This window comes from Chryseobacterium sp. MYb264 (assembly GCF_035974275.1).
GTDB lineage: Bacteria > Bacteroidota > Bacteroidia > Flavobacteriales > Weeksellaceae > Chryseobacterium.
The window spans coordinates 2,026,190-2,041,055 of the sequence record NZ_CP142422.1 but is presented as its reverse complement, the minus strand read 5'-3'; the positions used below and the strand labels follow the sequence as shown (position 1 = coordinate 2,041,055).

Sequence of the window (14,866 nt, the reverse complement as noted above, 5' to 3'; positions counted from 1 at the left end):
TTAGGTTGTTCTGGTTTCTCGCAGTTAAGATAAATAGTCATGTTTAAAGTTTTTTTGATTAGAATTAATATTCAAAAGTATCATATAAAAACATTAATTTAATATTATATGTTTCTTTTAAAAATTCTGATAAATATAATAATTTGAAATAATTATCTGGTGAATTCAAGTGTACATTCAGTTCTTTTTGTAAATAATCTAAATATTCACCTATGTTGATTTGCGATTTCTCATTTTTCTCATTAAGATGAAAATCGTTTAAAATATTTAATAAAAAATTAAATAATCTATAGTCTTTGTTGAGAATTTCACCACCATGCCAAATTACATCACCTCCACTTTTAGAATAAGAATAATGATGATTATGGGTATCTGTTGTTTTATGGGGAGGGATAGCAATATGGTGCCTTAAAAATGGAAGTGATCTAAATTCATAATTGACTCTTTCTAATGTATCATTGATAGATAAGTCTTTCCGAATTAATGGATTGTTTATGAATCTAAAAAACCATCTTTCATTTAACATATTTTCATACTCTTGAGAATCTAAAGTCAAAGGAGCAATATAAACAGCATGTTGAAATGATTCAGAATTCAGTCTATATAAAATATTGTGTTGTAAATCAGTTGCTGTTTTTGCTTTTTTTCTGAGTTGAAAATATAATATTGGATCGGTTATGTAGTTATTATCATTTCTAAATTTAATTATTTTTGCTAAAGGTTTATTTTTAAATTGTTCTAAGATCGTGGCATTGGGTTTGAGTCCTTGAGAGACTTTAAATTGAAAATAAATAGGAACAAATCTATCAAATAGCTTATCTGCACCAGTAATTTGCTCATCTACAGAAATTAATCTATATCTTTTTTTCCAATATGGAGTAATATATCCTAAATATGAAGATATATCAGACTCAATTTGATTTTCACTAAGTTCACTGAAAATTTTGAATGACATGAATATTAATTTTAGCTAAAATACTCAAAATTCCTTACCCCACCGTCTTCGTATCCTCTTCCTTCAAAATCTTTTTCTCCTTCATAGAAAGCATCATTCTTTCGCATTTGTACTTTTGCCAATCAAACTGATTAAGAAAATCAAGGGCAGCTTGGAATCCTCTGTTAAAAAGATCTTCTTTTTCTTCTCTTTTCATGAAAAAATTCAGCCAGCTGCTGTCGCCACAATTTACAGATTGAATGCTGTAGAGATGATAAAAAGTATGCTTGGTTAAAAAAGATTTATCGTTAAAACCCTGCATGGTATTGATGATATTTCCTGCGTATGAAAATGGAGTTTTCATGATTTGTTCGCTGGTTTTTCCTTTGTCAGAAGCAAGATCAGAGTTGCTTGTTAATTGAACGCCAAACAAAGGCATTCTCGGATAAAACACTTCACTGTCATGAAAAAGATCGATCGGGAAATTCGAAATACTTCCACCATCAATAAAAACTCCGACCGGATAAATATTCTCTTTCTCCGTATTCATCCAGAATTTCCAGGCATATTTTACAGAATCATCATTCTTATTGATTGTTTTTTGAAACGGCTCAAAAAAGAATGGCACCGACATCGAGGCGCGGACAAATTCTGCCGGACTAATGTGTTTCAATTCCTCTTCAGACCAATATAAATTGGCCATCGTAGGCAACTCAACCTTAATTTTAGCATTAATATCTGTAGTTACGACAATATATTCTGATTTTAACTGATAAAACGGATTGTCTTTATAATAATTATTATTGGCAATACTTTCGTAGAAAATTTTATAACGCGTTTCGTCAATATGCTTTTTATTATTTTCTCTGATTTCTTCAATGTTCTGTAAAGCATTATTATAGTATTCCTGCTGATTCCCATAACGGTAATCGAGGTTCATTTTGTGTTCTTTTTGAACAAATTTTTCGTTTAGTTCAGCAACTGTTTTGATTCCGAAACCGTTCATCACCTCCGTCATTTGGTTGAGAAAAGCATTGCCGGGATTCAGTCCGCTGTTGTGTTTTCTAAAATCATTATAGAATTTTTTAAAGCAGATCAAAGCAATAAGCACAGGAATTAACGGAACGAGAAACAGCAGTTTTGCGCGCAAAGTAGTTTCCGAAGGCGTAATAAAAGGAATTGCCACCAAAATGATCATCAGAACAATAGCCAGAATACTATTGATTTTAATGAAATTTTTATTATTCAAAATGGAATGAACCGTCGTCCTTACATACGGTTTACCATCCATAAAATCTGCAAAATTCCAGTTGAAAAGAATCTCTTTGATTACGTCACTTTTCTGTTCTTCCTTCGTTTTACAGGCGGCAATAAGCATGGTGTTAATGGCTCCTGCACTCGTTCCCGCTACTTTCAGAAACCGAATTCCAAAAATTTCAAGTCCGTAAAGATAACCCACGAGTGCACTTCCCCAAACGCCACCGCCTTCCTGCACAAATTCTACATACTGATTGCCATTGGCATCCAGAAGATCAGAAAACTCTTTGCCGGAAATATTGGTATACAGCGCCTGCAATTTCTCTTTTGATACTGTCGAAAGCGTATTTTCTTCGAGAATGGATTGCAGAGTTTCAGGTTTCATGGTTGTTTTTATTCTTTTTTTTTGGTTATCCGAAATACTTTTTCATTTAAACTTTTTATTTAACCGCAAAAGAGCCAAAAGATTTAAGTATTTCTGTTTAAAGCTTATTAATGAACTGGAAAAAAGAGCCCATAAGTTTTCAAAAATCTTTGATTTTTATTCTTTTGAGTACTTTTAATATCTAATAATATGCATTTTATATTTCTTTTGTTCCTTTTGTGGTTAAATAAAAATTAGTTTAAACAAACTCATTTAAATCATCACTTTATAATACCCTCAAACCCTAATACGCTCAAACCCTAATACGCTCACACCCTAATACGCTCAAACCCATCTGCATCTACCACTGTTTCCTCCTCGCATAAATGAAAGTACAGATCACAACCAAAGCCATCAGACCTAAAGTATAAAAATAGCCATGTTTTGTATGCAGTTCCGGCATATTGTCAAAATTCATTCCGTAAACGCCGGCAATAAAAGTGATTGGTAAAAAGTAAACTGAGTAAATTGCTAAAACTTTCATTACCTGATTCGCTTTTTGGTCTGAAAGTGCCAAAAACATCCCGATTAAGTTGGTAATCTGAATATTCAGATGATCAAAATCGGCAACAACATCTTTATGTTTATCTTTTAAATCGACGACCTCAGAATCCTGTAAACCGAGAAGTTTAAATTTATCAATCGCATCGGTAGAAATCGTCAAAACTCTTGAATTTAATCCTGATTTTCGCTTCAGCTTATACAATCTTCGGATTTGATTTGTATGATTTGTATTTTTCAGGAAAATTTCGTTTTCAATATTATCCATCGTTTCCAAAAGACTTACCGATTCATCATCAAAACTTTTCATAATCAGCAAAGCCATCATCAACGCAATATTTTGCGAGGTCGTTTCACCTTTTGAACTAGAAAGTCTTTTTTTTGTTTCAACAATACTTTTTGTCTTCATCCTGTGAATGGTAATGATGGTATTATTGATCAGAAAAATCCCGATTTTCGTGCTGATATCGCTTATGGTATTAAGGTTTTTCCTTTCCAGTTCGGTGCTTTCACGAAGAAGGTAAAATTTTACGTTTCCGTCTTCTTCGTATTTCGGTAAGTGATTCGGGTCCATCGTATCTTCCAGAAGAAGGTTGTTGATCTCGTATCTTTCGTGAAGAAATTTCAGGTCTTCCTGCGTAGGAGCCTCTACATCTACCCATTCGCACTGGGAATCTCTGTAAATCGTATCAATTGGCATAAAGTAAAAATACTAATATTTTGAAATACTATGTGTTAAATAAGTTTATCTTTGCCAAAATTAAAAAACTATATGATTAAAAGTACAATAAAAGGGATCGGATTTTATGTGCCGGATAATGTTGTTACCAATGATGATCTAGCAAAATTAATGACCACCAATGACGAATGGATCACGGAGCGAACGGGAATTAAAGAAAGAAGACACCGAAAAAATAGATATGATTCTCAGGAAACCAGTGCTTTTTTAGGATATAAAGCTGCTGAAAAAGCGATTGCTAATGCGGGTTTAACTTCAAAAGACATCGACTATATTATTTTCGCAACGCTTTCTCCGGATTACTATTTCCCTGGATGTGGCGTTCTGCTTCAGGATATGCTGGGTTGCGATACCATCGGAGCGTTGGATGTGAGAAATCAGTGTTCAGGTTTTGTGTATTCGATGAGTGTGGCAAATGCTTTCATTAAATCGGGAACTTATAAAAATATTTTAGTGGTTGGGGCCGAAGTTCATTCTTTCGGACTAGATTTTTCTGATGAAGGAAGAGGTGTTTCTGTTATTTTCGGAGATGGGGCGGGAGCGGTTGTTCTTTCTGCGACAGAAGATGAAAATGCAGGAGATATTTTAGCCATGAATATGCATTCTGAAGGAAAATATGCCGATGATTTGTGTACGCAATTCCCGGGTTCTAAATTCGGGTGGAGCGACAGAATGAGAAAAGATCCTGAAAATGTAACGGATAAGGAAGTTTACCCAATCATGAACGGAAATTTTGTGTTCAAGCATGCGGTAACAAGATTCCCTGAAACAATGCAGGAAGCTTTAGATAAAGCCGGAAAAACAATCGATGATGTCGATATGTTCATTCCTCACCAGGCGAATCTGAGAATTGCCCAGTTCGTTCAGCAGAAATTTGGTCTGCCGGATGAGAAAATTTTCAACAACATCCAAAAATACGGAAATACAACGGCAGCATCTATTCCGATTGCGTTAAGTGAAGCGATTGAAGCAGGAAAAGTAAAAAGAGGAGATTTGGTTCTTCTTTCAGCTTTCGGAAGTGGTTTCACTTGGGGAAGTGTTCTGTTTGAGTATTAATAGGTAGAACACCATTATACGTGTATTACTATTTTATTTGATCTATACTGCTGAGTACAAATTGACTGATATGTTGAATTAAGCGATTTATTGACTGGCAGGCATTAAAGGGAAATTTAACTTATCGTTCTTCACTAAATAATGAAGAATAACTCATCTTTTTTAATGATTTCTGTAGATTAACAGGATAAAAAGGGGGCTTTCCTTACTGCTCCAACAGAGGCTTTGCCGGCTCTCAAAATATCCAATTCATAAAACTGTACGTTTGTTTCTGCAGCCTGTTGAATAAGAATATCTGTAAAGAGCCTATTTTTTTGATACGGTATCGACATAAAGAACCGCAGATTAATCTGCGGTTTATATTTTTGCTTAAAAATATGAATCAAGTACAAAAGTTGGGGACTAGGCAAAAAAGTTTAGATCATGTAAGGTGAATTTTTTGCTCTCGCAGATTTTGAAAATGGTCCATATTTTTTCCTTACACTTTGCATATTGAATACAAAGCCAACACAAGTTTTTTGACAACTCCCGTTTTAAGTCTCACCCAACCGTTCTACCTATAAAAGACAGGAAAAGATAAACAAAGAAAATCAACAATATCATCTTTGAAAATCTGCGCGATCTGTGGGAAATAAAAAATTCGTGCATTCGTAGCTAATCGTTATTTTTAACGCCAAGGTTGCTAGGATTTAATTATTTTAATGCTGATTATTTTCCGTTCGCAACGGCGTTCTACTCAGCAAATGATAGCCATATTGAATTCGTTGATTATCTGAACACAAAGCAGGAAGCTGTTGTACAACTGACCGCTTTAAGGCTCACCAAACCGTTCTACCTGTAAAAGATCACGAAGATTAAGCAAAAAAATACTATCATCATCATCTGTGAAAATCTGTTCGATCTGTGGGAAATAAAAATATTCGTGCATTCGTGGCAAAAAACACATCTAAACAATTTCTCCCCAAGTTTTGATACTGATCCAAAAATATCTTAGTTCTGTATGATAATGAATGTTGATCGCCCTTTCAGCTGACAAATGAAGGTAAATCAGTCTTGTATTTGGTCATTGATCTTAGAAATTTAATTTTAGGGGCTTTCAAATTTCTTCTTCCGCTGAAGCTTTTGCAGATGGGTTTTACTTTGCTTTTTTCTTTCCCGATTACGACTGGGAGATCATGATACGGTGGAGCTACCGGGTACTTTATGGATGGGGGCGAGCTGTTTGTACAGCCTCATATAGACCACTTTCCTTTTAGGATGAAATTTGTTAAAAAGTAATTGAAAATTAATATTAAAAAAAATAAACATTCATATAATATTGCTAAATGTTTATGAATACGCTGTTTTTGTTGTAAATTTACACTTTGTATGTGTTAATTTATGATTAATTTGTAGAGGTATTCTTGTTTTAGTTAAATAATATTGTATATTTATCAGGAAATTCTTTTAATCATTAACTAATTTAAACTTAAAAAAATGAAAATTTATTTATTACTTGCAGTCAGCCTTGTTCCTATCGGGTTGTTTTCTCAAGTTGGGATTGGAACACAAACGCCAGGAGCTACTCTTGATGTTGTTGCTAAGACGAGTACAGGAACCGCTTCTACGGTGGATGGTCTTTTAATACCCCGAGTAGATAGGGAAAGAGCTCAAAGTATGTTAAATATCCCTTTGTCCACGATGGTCTATGTGGAAAGTATTGCTACAGGTTCAGCGAGTGGTATAGCGGTAAATATTACAGATACCGGCTATTATTACTTTGATGGAAGTGTTTGGGCCAAGCTGGCTGATAATTTTGATCTTGGGACCAACAGTGGGGGGAATTATTCTAATATCTATACAGTAGATGGTGATCTTGAGGATAACAGAACGGTGTATCATAATGGTAATACGCTTACTTTTGATGCAGACATCATTAATGCATTTTCTGTGGCGGGAACAACTTTATCGGTAGATGCTTTAAATAGCCGTGTAGGGGTAGGGACTTCAACTCCGCAGAAAAAATTACATGTTAACGGTGGTTTACAGATCACCAACGAGCTTAATGTAGGCGGTAATGCCACTACAGCTGGAAGCTCAGGAACAGCGGGACAAGTACTTATTTCCAATGGTGCCAGTACTGCTCCCAGCTGGCAGTCGGTAGCCTCTGCTAGTGGAAATATTGCCAATGTCTATTATGTACAGGGAACGACAGCACAAACGGTGAATGCAGGAACAACGGCAGATGTGCCAGGAGCAACTCTTACACTCACCGTACCAACGGGGATTACCCAAACTTTTGTATTCAGTGTTATGGGATATGCCGTTTCGGCTACAACAGCAACAGGGGTTGCCACACAGGGCGCATTCGGTCTGGTTCAGGATGGCGTTAAAATTTCATCGGCCTATACAAGTTCAGGAGATGGAGGAAGCTTGAAAAATCTACCTACCCCTGTAACGTTTCTGAAATCGGTGACTTTGCCTTCAGGGACTTATCAGTTTAAAGTACAGTATTCTTCCTGGGCAGGGAATCAGATTGTGAATTATCTGCCTTCGGCTTATTCTGGTTATAATGGGGATACAGAAGCCATGCTAACCAAAATACAGGTGATTGTTAAAAATAACTAAAAGGTTCTAAAAACACAAACACGAAATCCGTAGACTCCTCATCTACGGATTTTTTTAATTCAGTGAAAACGATGAAATTCTTTAAATTTTATTGGTGGCCGGTCGTAAAAATCTAAAATAATCTATAAAGTTTCCAGCAATTTTTCAGTGTCTGCAGAATCCTGTCCTGTTGCTTTAGCTAAAGAAATAGATTTTTCAGCCCAAAGTTTGGCATTTTTCTTATCGCCTACTTTATTGTAAAGATTGGCTAAAGTGTCCGTATTGGCATAGTTTTCATTCTTTTTAACAGATTCCTGTGCCCATGCCACCGCTTTTTCCAAAGATGATTTTGTATTTATATTTTCAAAGAAATTCCAGGCCAGAGAATTCAGCTCTTCTGAACTGTTTGCAGAAGTATCTTTGTACAATTCCAATGTCAGTTTCTCGTAAGTTGGAAAATCTTTCGCGCGTAATGCTCTGTTGGCTCTTGCCTTTTTTAAGATGGTTTCAGCTTCTGTTTTTGGTAAAAACTTTTGCGCTTCCGTTAAAAAGTAAGTGTCATTCCAGGTTTTTGTATCCGTGTTGTAAGACTTTTTAAAGATATTGGTAATCTTGATATTTTTATCGAGATCTGCATATTTTTCAGGAGTAATAACCTTTGAAATCTCAGCTTTTTTGGTCTGGAAAATTTTATATAACGGACTATCCATATTCTGAGCGCCCATTAATAACATCTGGATATCATCTTGGTCATATTCCGTTTTTGCTGCAAAATAACGCTCCATAACTCTACTTGAAAATGCAGCATCATTATACATCGTAAGACCGGCAAGATTTTTTAAGAATTCAGGATCTTTTTCTCCATCTTCAAATTTTTGCTTTAAAGAAGTTAATCTTTTTGAAGGATCTCCTGCATCTTTTGCAAATTGTATGAAATCATTCTCTTCAACATAACCTAATGTTCTGTGAACTTCCTCTCCATCGCCGTTAATGAAAAGATACGTTGGAAATGCCTTCACATTATATTTCTTCGCCAAACCAATTCCTTCCCCTTTTTCCATATCAATTTTTGCATTCACAAAATGTGAGTTGTAATAATCTCCGACTGACTGAAGCGGGAAAATATTTTTTACCATCAGTTTACAAGGTCCGCACCACGAAGCGTAGGCATCTACAAAAACCAGTTTATTTTCTTTTTTTGCCTTAGCAAGGATCGTTGCGAAATTGCTGTCTTCAAATTTTATCCCTTGTGCAAAAGCCAATGCTCCTATAAATAATGAAGAGAATATTGCTAATTTTTTCATAATACTTTTTAATGGTTACAAATGTAATAATTAAGATGACACATAAGTCGTATGATCTATTTAAATAGTTACAATCTATTGTTGATTTTTATATAAGAATCGTCAAATGTCAAAATTTGATTTATAATTTCATTTTAACAATAAAAAAAATTAAATAACATACATATTTCACTGAAAAATAAAATATTAGTATTTTTGCAAAAAACAATACTAAGAACTATGAAAATGATGAATTATTATACAACAAAAAGTAATAATTTATTATTAATGCTCAAAAATTTTCTCAAATTTACTTTTTTATTAATTTTTACGGTCTCCATTTCATCTCAGGAGAAAAAACCTTCTCACCCAATTCAAAAAAATGACTCGGTTGAACTCATGGGAAATCAAAGTCATCTTCAGAGAAATATTGAAGAGACTTTTGATACATTTATGATTCAACAGGAAGAACAGAATAGGATAAATTCCATAAAAAATGTGGTGATTCTCATTTTAGTGGCATCACTAATCGGACTCTATTTATTTTATAATTCTAAACAGAAAAAACAGTTCGCTAAATTTAAAAACATTATCAGAAATCAAAAGAGCATCAATTTTTCATATGATAAAGAAGTCGTGGAAATTGATGATTTTTCGAATATTTCTGTTGTAGAAGTGGGACAGAACGATGATGTCAAAAGGAGAAATGAGTCGCTTATGACTTCCGAAACAGAAACCAAACTGCTTGAACTTTTGGAAGATTTTGAGAAGGGAAATCTGTATAATAATAAGAACATGTCGCTTCCTTTTCTTGCCGGGGAGCTTAATACCAATACAAAATATCTGTCTTATGTAATCAATCAGTATAAAAGCTCAGATTTTAAGACCTATGTGAACCGTCTAAGGGTAAATTATATCGTAAATAAACTGATTGGTGATGAAAAGTACCGCCAGTACAAAATAAGCATCCTGGCAGATGAATGTGGCTTCTCTTCACACAGTAAGTTTGCATCAGTCTTTAAGGCAGTTACAGATTTCTCTCCTTCTGCTTTCATCAAACATTTAGAGGATAAAAATCATTAATCCGGTTATTCATTTTCCTGAAAATAATTAGAATTACTGATGCCTGAAATAATTGTTCTTTTCATTTTCCTGAAAACGGATAAACATTTGTTTTTCATAAGGTGTTCGCTGTCATATATTTGCAAAGGTTTTACGGGACTGGCAATATTCTGCAGTTTGTCACATTTTTTCCGGGAAAATTATTCTTGTTTAAAAGAATATGTCTTGTATTACCACCTAAACACTAAACTAAGAACTACTAAAGGGTATAAAATGCGCTGACCTGTATTTTGTATCAACCATGAAACTACTTTTAAACTAGTAACAAGTTAAACGGATGAGAACAACTTTAAAAATCGTCCTGGCGACTGTGTTGTCGAACTATGCCTATGCGCAGATCGGAATCAATACAGCTAACCCAGTGGCGAGCTTAGATGTCGTGGCTAAAAAAACTGACGGGTCCACGGCAGAAGGTATTTTACCTCCCAGGCTTACTGGAGACCAGATAAGAATGGGGGATGATAGGTATACAAGCCTACAGGCAGGAGTAATTGTTTTTGCAACAGCTCCGGTGAGTACATCAAGTGCTAAAACCATCAATATTACAGCCGCAGGGTTGTATTATTTTGACGGAATATCATGGCAGAAAATGATTTCCGGGGATCCCAAGAAACTGAATGTACAGTCTTGGGGCGATATTAAAAGCTCTGCACAGACTACAGATCACGATGGGTGGTATCTGCTCAACGGAAGGTCTGTTTCAACCTTATCCTCAACGGCGCAAAGCTCAGCAACGAGCTTAGGATTTACCTCGATCCTGCCGGATGCAACAGATAGGGTTCTAAAAACACGAAGTGGAAATGAAATGATTGGAAGTGAAGGCGGAAACAACAGTTTGGTTCTTACCCGTTCAAATTTACCGAATATTAATCTTACAGGGGTTATCAGCGGTATTGCAGAAAGTGCCGGAACACACAATCATGCCTCCACAGATGGTGGATTTTTATTAGGTGGAACCAGTATCGGAAATAATGGCTCAGGGCATTATCAGGGGAATTCAACACCAACATCATGGGGTGGAGTGGGAATGCTGGGAAATACGGCCAATTCAGGGGCACATACCCATGCTTTGGCGGGAATAGCTACCATTCCGACAGGAGGAACAGGAAATGCCATGGATAACAGATCTGCGTATTTGGTTGTAAATACATTTATCTATCTGGGCGAATAATTTTAATAGAATTTAAATTTCTATACAACAATCGGGGTTGATTGCCCGATTTTTCAGTCAAGTTTTTTTAAGTAAGAATCCGCAGATTTTTTTCTGCGGATTTATTTCTATTTCGTTTTTGTGCTGTCTTTTTTAGCGGTGTCAGCAGGAATAGGTTCTGAATGGGCAACCGCCGAATCTCCCATGCTATTTCTGATAGAATCTTTATTATGTTCTGCCTTAAACTCTTCTCTGTTTTCCTTTTTATCGGCGCAGCTTTCCAAAAAGAAAAGCCCTACAATGACAACTATCCATAATTTTTTCATAGTCTAAATATTTTTGATGTTTAGTATTAATCAAATATAATGATTTAAAGTAAAAAGTAAAAAGTAAAAAGTAAAAAGTAAAAAGTAAAAAGTAATTTCCCTAAACCCTAAACCCTAAACCCTAAACCCTAAACCCTAAACCCTAAACCAAAAAATCCGCAGAACTTTCATCTACGGACTTTCTATTTTAGGTTAAACTTTTATTATTTAACAGTTGTTGCAGAATCTGCTTTAATGGTGTCAGGTGTCGTACTCATGACCGCTGAATCTGTAGTAGCGGGAGCACTTTGTATAACAGTTGTTGAGTCTGTATTACTTGTTGACATAGACGATTCCTTTGTTCCGCAACTTACTGCGATGATTCCTAATCCAAGGACTGCTAATAACTTTTTCATAATATTTATTTTTTGGTGTTTTTGTAAATGTTCAATTATTATTCCTAAGAGATAGATTGAATTACTAAAATATTAATAAAGTGATTTAAAATTTGTTAATTTTCAACTATCAACTATCAACTATCAACTATCAACTATCAACTATCAACCAAAAACAAAAAAGCCCCGAAACCGAAATTCCGAGGCTGTATTTTTACGAACAACAATTACTCATTGCCCATTACTAATTACTTATTAACCAAGATATGGGTATTTATAATCTTTAGGAGAAACAAAAGTTTCTTTAATAGATCTTACAGAAGTCCATCTCAGTAAGTTCATTTTAGAACCTGCTTTATCATTAGTTCCAGAAGCTCTACCACCACCAAAAGGCTGCTGACCAACAACTGCACCTGTAGGTTTGTCATTGATGTAGAAGTTTCCAGACGCATTTTCTAATGCTTTGAATGCCTCATTTACAGCATATCTGTCTTGTGCGAAAACTGAACCTGTTAATGAATAAGGAGAAGAAGAATCTACCAATTGTAGAGTTTCAGCCCATTTTGCATCTTCATAAACGTAGATTGATAAGATTGGACCGAAGATTTCTTCTACCATACTTTCGTACTGAGGATTAGTCGTTTCGATAACTGTTGGGTTTACAAACCATCCTTTAGAATCATCAACATTTCCACCGATCACAACGTTTGCTTCGTTTGAAGCATTTGCTCTGTCGATATATCCTTTACATTTTTCGAAAGAATTTTTGTCGATTACCGCATTTACGAAGTTTGAAGGATCTTCCGGAGAACCGATTTTAATAGAAGCGATCTGAGTTTCCATTACTTTTTTCACATCAGCCCAAAGAGACTGAGGAATATAAGCTCTTGAAGCCGCAGAACATTTTTGCCCCTGATATTCGAAAGCACCTCTTACCAAAGCAGTAGCAACAGCTTCTACATTTGCTGAAGGGTGAGCGATCACGAAATCTTTTCCACCAGTTTCACCAACGATTCTTGGGTACGTTCTGTAGTTGTGGATATTATCACCGATCATTTTCCACATTCCCTGGAATACTTTTGTAGAACCTGTGAAGTGAAGACCTGCGAAATCTCTGTGTGCCAAAACTTTCTCAGCAGTTTCTTTTCCATCCGTGAAAATCATGTTGATTACCCCTTTTGGAAGACCCGCTTCAGTTAAAACATCCATGATTACTTTTGCAGAATATACTTGCTTGTCAGATGGTTTCCAAACCACTACGTTTCCAAGCATTGCCATACAAGTTGGCAAGTTTCCTGAAATCGCTGTAAAGTTGAACGGAGTTACCGCAAAACAGAATCCTTCTAATGGTCTGTATTCAACTCTGTTCCAGATTCCTGCATCAGAAACCGGCTGTTCGGAATACATTTCCGTCATGAATTCTACGTTGAATCTTAAGAAATCGATGAACTCACAAGCAGCATCAATTTCAGCCTGATGAACGTTTTTAGATTGTCCGATCATTGTAGCTGCGTTGATTACATCTCTGTAAGGTCCCGCCAATAGATCAGCAGCTTTTAAGAAAATAGCAGCACGGTGTTCCCAACCAAGCTCGTTCCATTCTTTTTTTGCAGCCAATGCAGCGTTGATGGCATCATCCACATGTTGCATTGTTCCTCTGTGGTAAAACCCGAAATCATGAGCATGATCCTGAGGCGACTGAAGCTGAACCGTATCACCGGTTTTTACTTCTTCACCGTTAATGATCATTGGGATTTCTGTCTTCTCAGCCCACATTTTTTTGTATTGAGCGATAAGGCTTTTTACTTCTGGAGTTCCCGGTGCATAAGAGTTTACCGGCTCATTTACTGCAAATGGTACTTGCGAAATTGCTTTTGACATATTACGTTTTATTATTTTAATTTTAAAAATATGTTGGTATACAAATTTACGATAATTAAAGGAAAGAAAAAATACAGCTTCTTGATATAAAAACAATAGTATTGATATTTTATGTTTAAAAAATATCATTTTTCGAGACACACAATATAAGTAAGTAGGGTGTTTTCCTTCTGATATTTCAATTAAAACATACAAAATAGCTTCTTTTTATTGTTGATTTAGAGTAGATTTATCAAGGGCTTGTCATAGTATTGCTTATATTAATAGATCCTTAATGCTAAAAGGTTTGTCATTAATAAAACGTTGACAATAAAATTCATTTGTTGCGATTTTGAACATTTTAAATAATCTTTTTGATAGGCTGCCCTTTCAGAATGTTCTAATTTTACACCATACTTTTAAAGGGTATGAAAAAAAGATTTTTATTATTTTCATTGGTGTTGTTTTTTGCAACTTTGTGTGTCAGTTTTCTGACGCAGAAGGGGCATAGCAACTCTTACCCTGACAGTTCTTTAAAGAATCATTTTTTACAGAAATCAGACAATAACGGCCAAACGGAAATATATAGCATTTCCGAAATCCAAGAGTCACCCGATGGGGATGATGTCGAAAAAGTAAAATTTGATTATTCAATTCTTGGACAAATTTGGTTAAGCTATTTCTTCGCTGAATCATTATTCCACAAACCGGTGGCAGCCGTTCAAAACCGCACGTACATTTCGGCTCCGAGATACATTTTGTATCATTCTCTGCAAATCGCGGGCTGCTAATCTATTCACCTATTTTATCGATTCTTTTTGATTTGTATTTCTATACAGATCTGTAAGATTCATTACCAATTTTTCAACTTTACATGGAGTTCAAATTTGCCTTTTCGATGAGGCAGACAGGATACCGTATGTTCAATTTTAAATATTAAAAAATTATGCATTTAACACCGAGAGAAACGGAAAAACTCATGCTGTTCTTAGCAGGCGAGTTGGCTCTTAAAAGAAAAGCCAGAGGGCTGAAACTAAACTATCCTGAATCTATAGCCCTTATCAGTCACTTTTTGCTGGAAGGCGCAAGAGACGGAAAAAGAGTAGCAGATCTTATGCAGGAAGGCGCAAATCTTCTTACTGTAGACGATGTAATGCCGGGCGTTCCAGAGATGATCCACGACGTACAAATTGAAGCTACTTTCCCGGACGGTACTAAGCTTGTAACTGTTCACAATCCAATTCGCTAATACCT

The 14,866-nt window shown here is 35.4% G+C and carries 13 protein-coding genes; 6 read left to right on the top strand and 7 right to left on the bottom strand.

Annotated features, from left to right (window positions below; genetic code table 11):
• Positions 1–64: 64 nt before the first annotated feature.
• The 3 genes from VUJ46_RS08685 to VUJ46_RS08675 form a co-directional block, all read right to left on the bottom strand.
• Positions 65–955 (bottom strand): hypothetical protein, encoded by an 891-nt coding sequence (locus tag VUJ46_RS08685; RefSeq protein WP_326984591.1) that lies wholly within the window; start codon positions 953–955, stop codon positions 65–67.
• 34 nt (positions 956–989) lie between these two features.
• Positions 990–2,576: a patatin-like phospholipase family protein gene (locus VUJ46_RS08680; RefSeq protein WP_326984590.1), complete on the bottom strand. Its 1,587-nt coding sequence runs from the start codon at positions 2,574–2,576 to the stop codon at positions 990–992.
• Positions 2,577–2,916: 340 nt separating this feature from the next.
• Positions 2,917–3,816 carry a magnesium transporter CorA family protein gene (locus VUJ46_RS08675; RefSeq protein WP_326984589.1) on the bottom strand — a complete coding sequence of 300 codons (900 nt, stop codon included), beginning with the start codon at positions 3,814–3,816 and terminating at the stop codon, positions 2,917–2,919.
• Positions 3,817–3,888: 72 nt separating this feature from the next.
• Here VUJ46_RS08675 and VUJ46_RS08670 point away from each other — a divergent pair, with 72 nt between their 5' ends.
• Positions 3,889–4,911 (top strand): 3-oxoacyl-ACP synthase III family protein, encoded by a 1,023-nt coding sequence (locus tag VUJ46_RS08670; protein WP_326984588.1) that lies wholly within the window; start codon positions 3,889–3,891, stop codon positions 4,909–4,911.
• A 1,476-nt stretch (positions 4,912–6,387) separates the two neighbouring features.
• Complete coding sequence (locus VUJ46_RS08665; RefSeq protein ID WP_326984587.1) at positions 6,388–7,518, top strand: hypothetical protein; 1,131 nt, start codon at positions 6,388–6,390, stop codon at positions 7,516–7,518.
• Positions 7,519–7,640: 122 nt separating this feature from the next.
• On the opposite strand, the gene VUJ46_RS08660 is transcribed toward VUJ46_RS08665, so the two are convergent.
• Positions 7,641–8,801, bottom strand: coding sequence for a thioredoxin family protein (locus tag VUJ46_RS08660; RefSeq protein ID WP_326984586.1), 1,161 nt, complete (start codon positions 8,799–8,801; stop codon positions 7,641–7,643).
• Between the two features lie 225 nt (positions 8,802–9,026).
• Between VUJ46_RS08660 and VUJ46_RS08655 the strand changes: the two genes are divergently transcribed.
• A complete protein-coding gene (locus tag VUJ46_RS08655; protein ID WP_326984585.1) occupies positions 9,027–9,863 on the top strand; it encodes a helix-turn-helix domain-containing protein in 837 nt (278 codons plus the stop codon).
• Between the two features lie 316 nt (positions 9,864–10,179).
• Positions 10,180–11,073: a hypothetical protein gene (locus VUJ46_RS08650; protein ID WP_326984584.1), complete on the top strand. Its 894-nt coding sequence runs from the start codon at positions 10,180–10,182 to the stop codon at positions 11,071–11,073.
• Positions 11,074–11,180: 107 nt separating this feature from the next.
• Here VUJ46_RS08650 and VUJ46_RS08645 read toward each other — a convergent pair whose 3' ends face one another.
• The 3 genes from VUJ46_RS08645 to pruA form a co-directional block, all read right to left on the bottom strand.
• A complete protein-coding gene (locus VUJ46_RS08645) occupies positions 11,181–11,378 on the bottom strand; it encodes a hypothetical protein (RefSeq protein WP_326984583.1) in 198 nt (65 codons plus the stop codon).
• 203 nt (positions 11,379–11,581) lie between these two features.
• Positions 11,582–11,773 carry a cytochrome C551 gene (locus tag VUJ46_RS08640; RefSeq protein WP_326984582.1) on the bottom strand — a complete coding sequence of 64 codons (192 nt, stop codon included), beginning with the start codon at positions 11,771–11,773 and terminating at the stop codon, positions 11,582–11,584.
• A 234-nt stretch (positions 11,774–12,007) separates the two neighbouring features.
• Complete coding sequence (gene pruA / locus VUJ46_RS08635; protein ID WP_326984581.1) at positions 12,008–13,633, bottom strand: L-glutamate gamma-semialdehyde dehydrogenase; 1,626 nt, start codon at positions 13,631–13,633, stop codon at positions 12,008–12,010.
• 407 nt (positions 13,634–14,040) lie between these two features.
• Between pruA and VUJ46_RS08630 the strand changes: the two genes are divergently transcribed.
• Positions 14,041–14,403 carry a hypothetical protein gene (locus VUJ46_RS08630; RefSeq protein ID WP_326984580.1) on the top strand — a complete coding sequence of 121 codons (363 nt, stop codon included), beginning with the start codon at positions 14,041–14,043 and terminating at the stop codon, positions 14,401–14,403.
• Between the two features lie 155 nt (positions 14,404–14,558).
• Positions 14,559–14,861 (top strand): urease subunit gamma, encoded by a 303-nt coding sequence (gene ureA / locus VUJ46_RS08625; RefSeq protein WP_326984579.1) that lies wholly within the window; start codon positions 14,559–14,561, stop codon positions 14,859–14,861.
• The last annotated feature ends 5 nt before the right edge of the window (positions 14,862–14,866 follow it).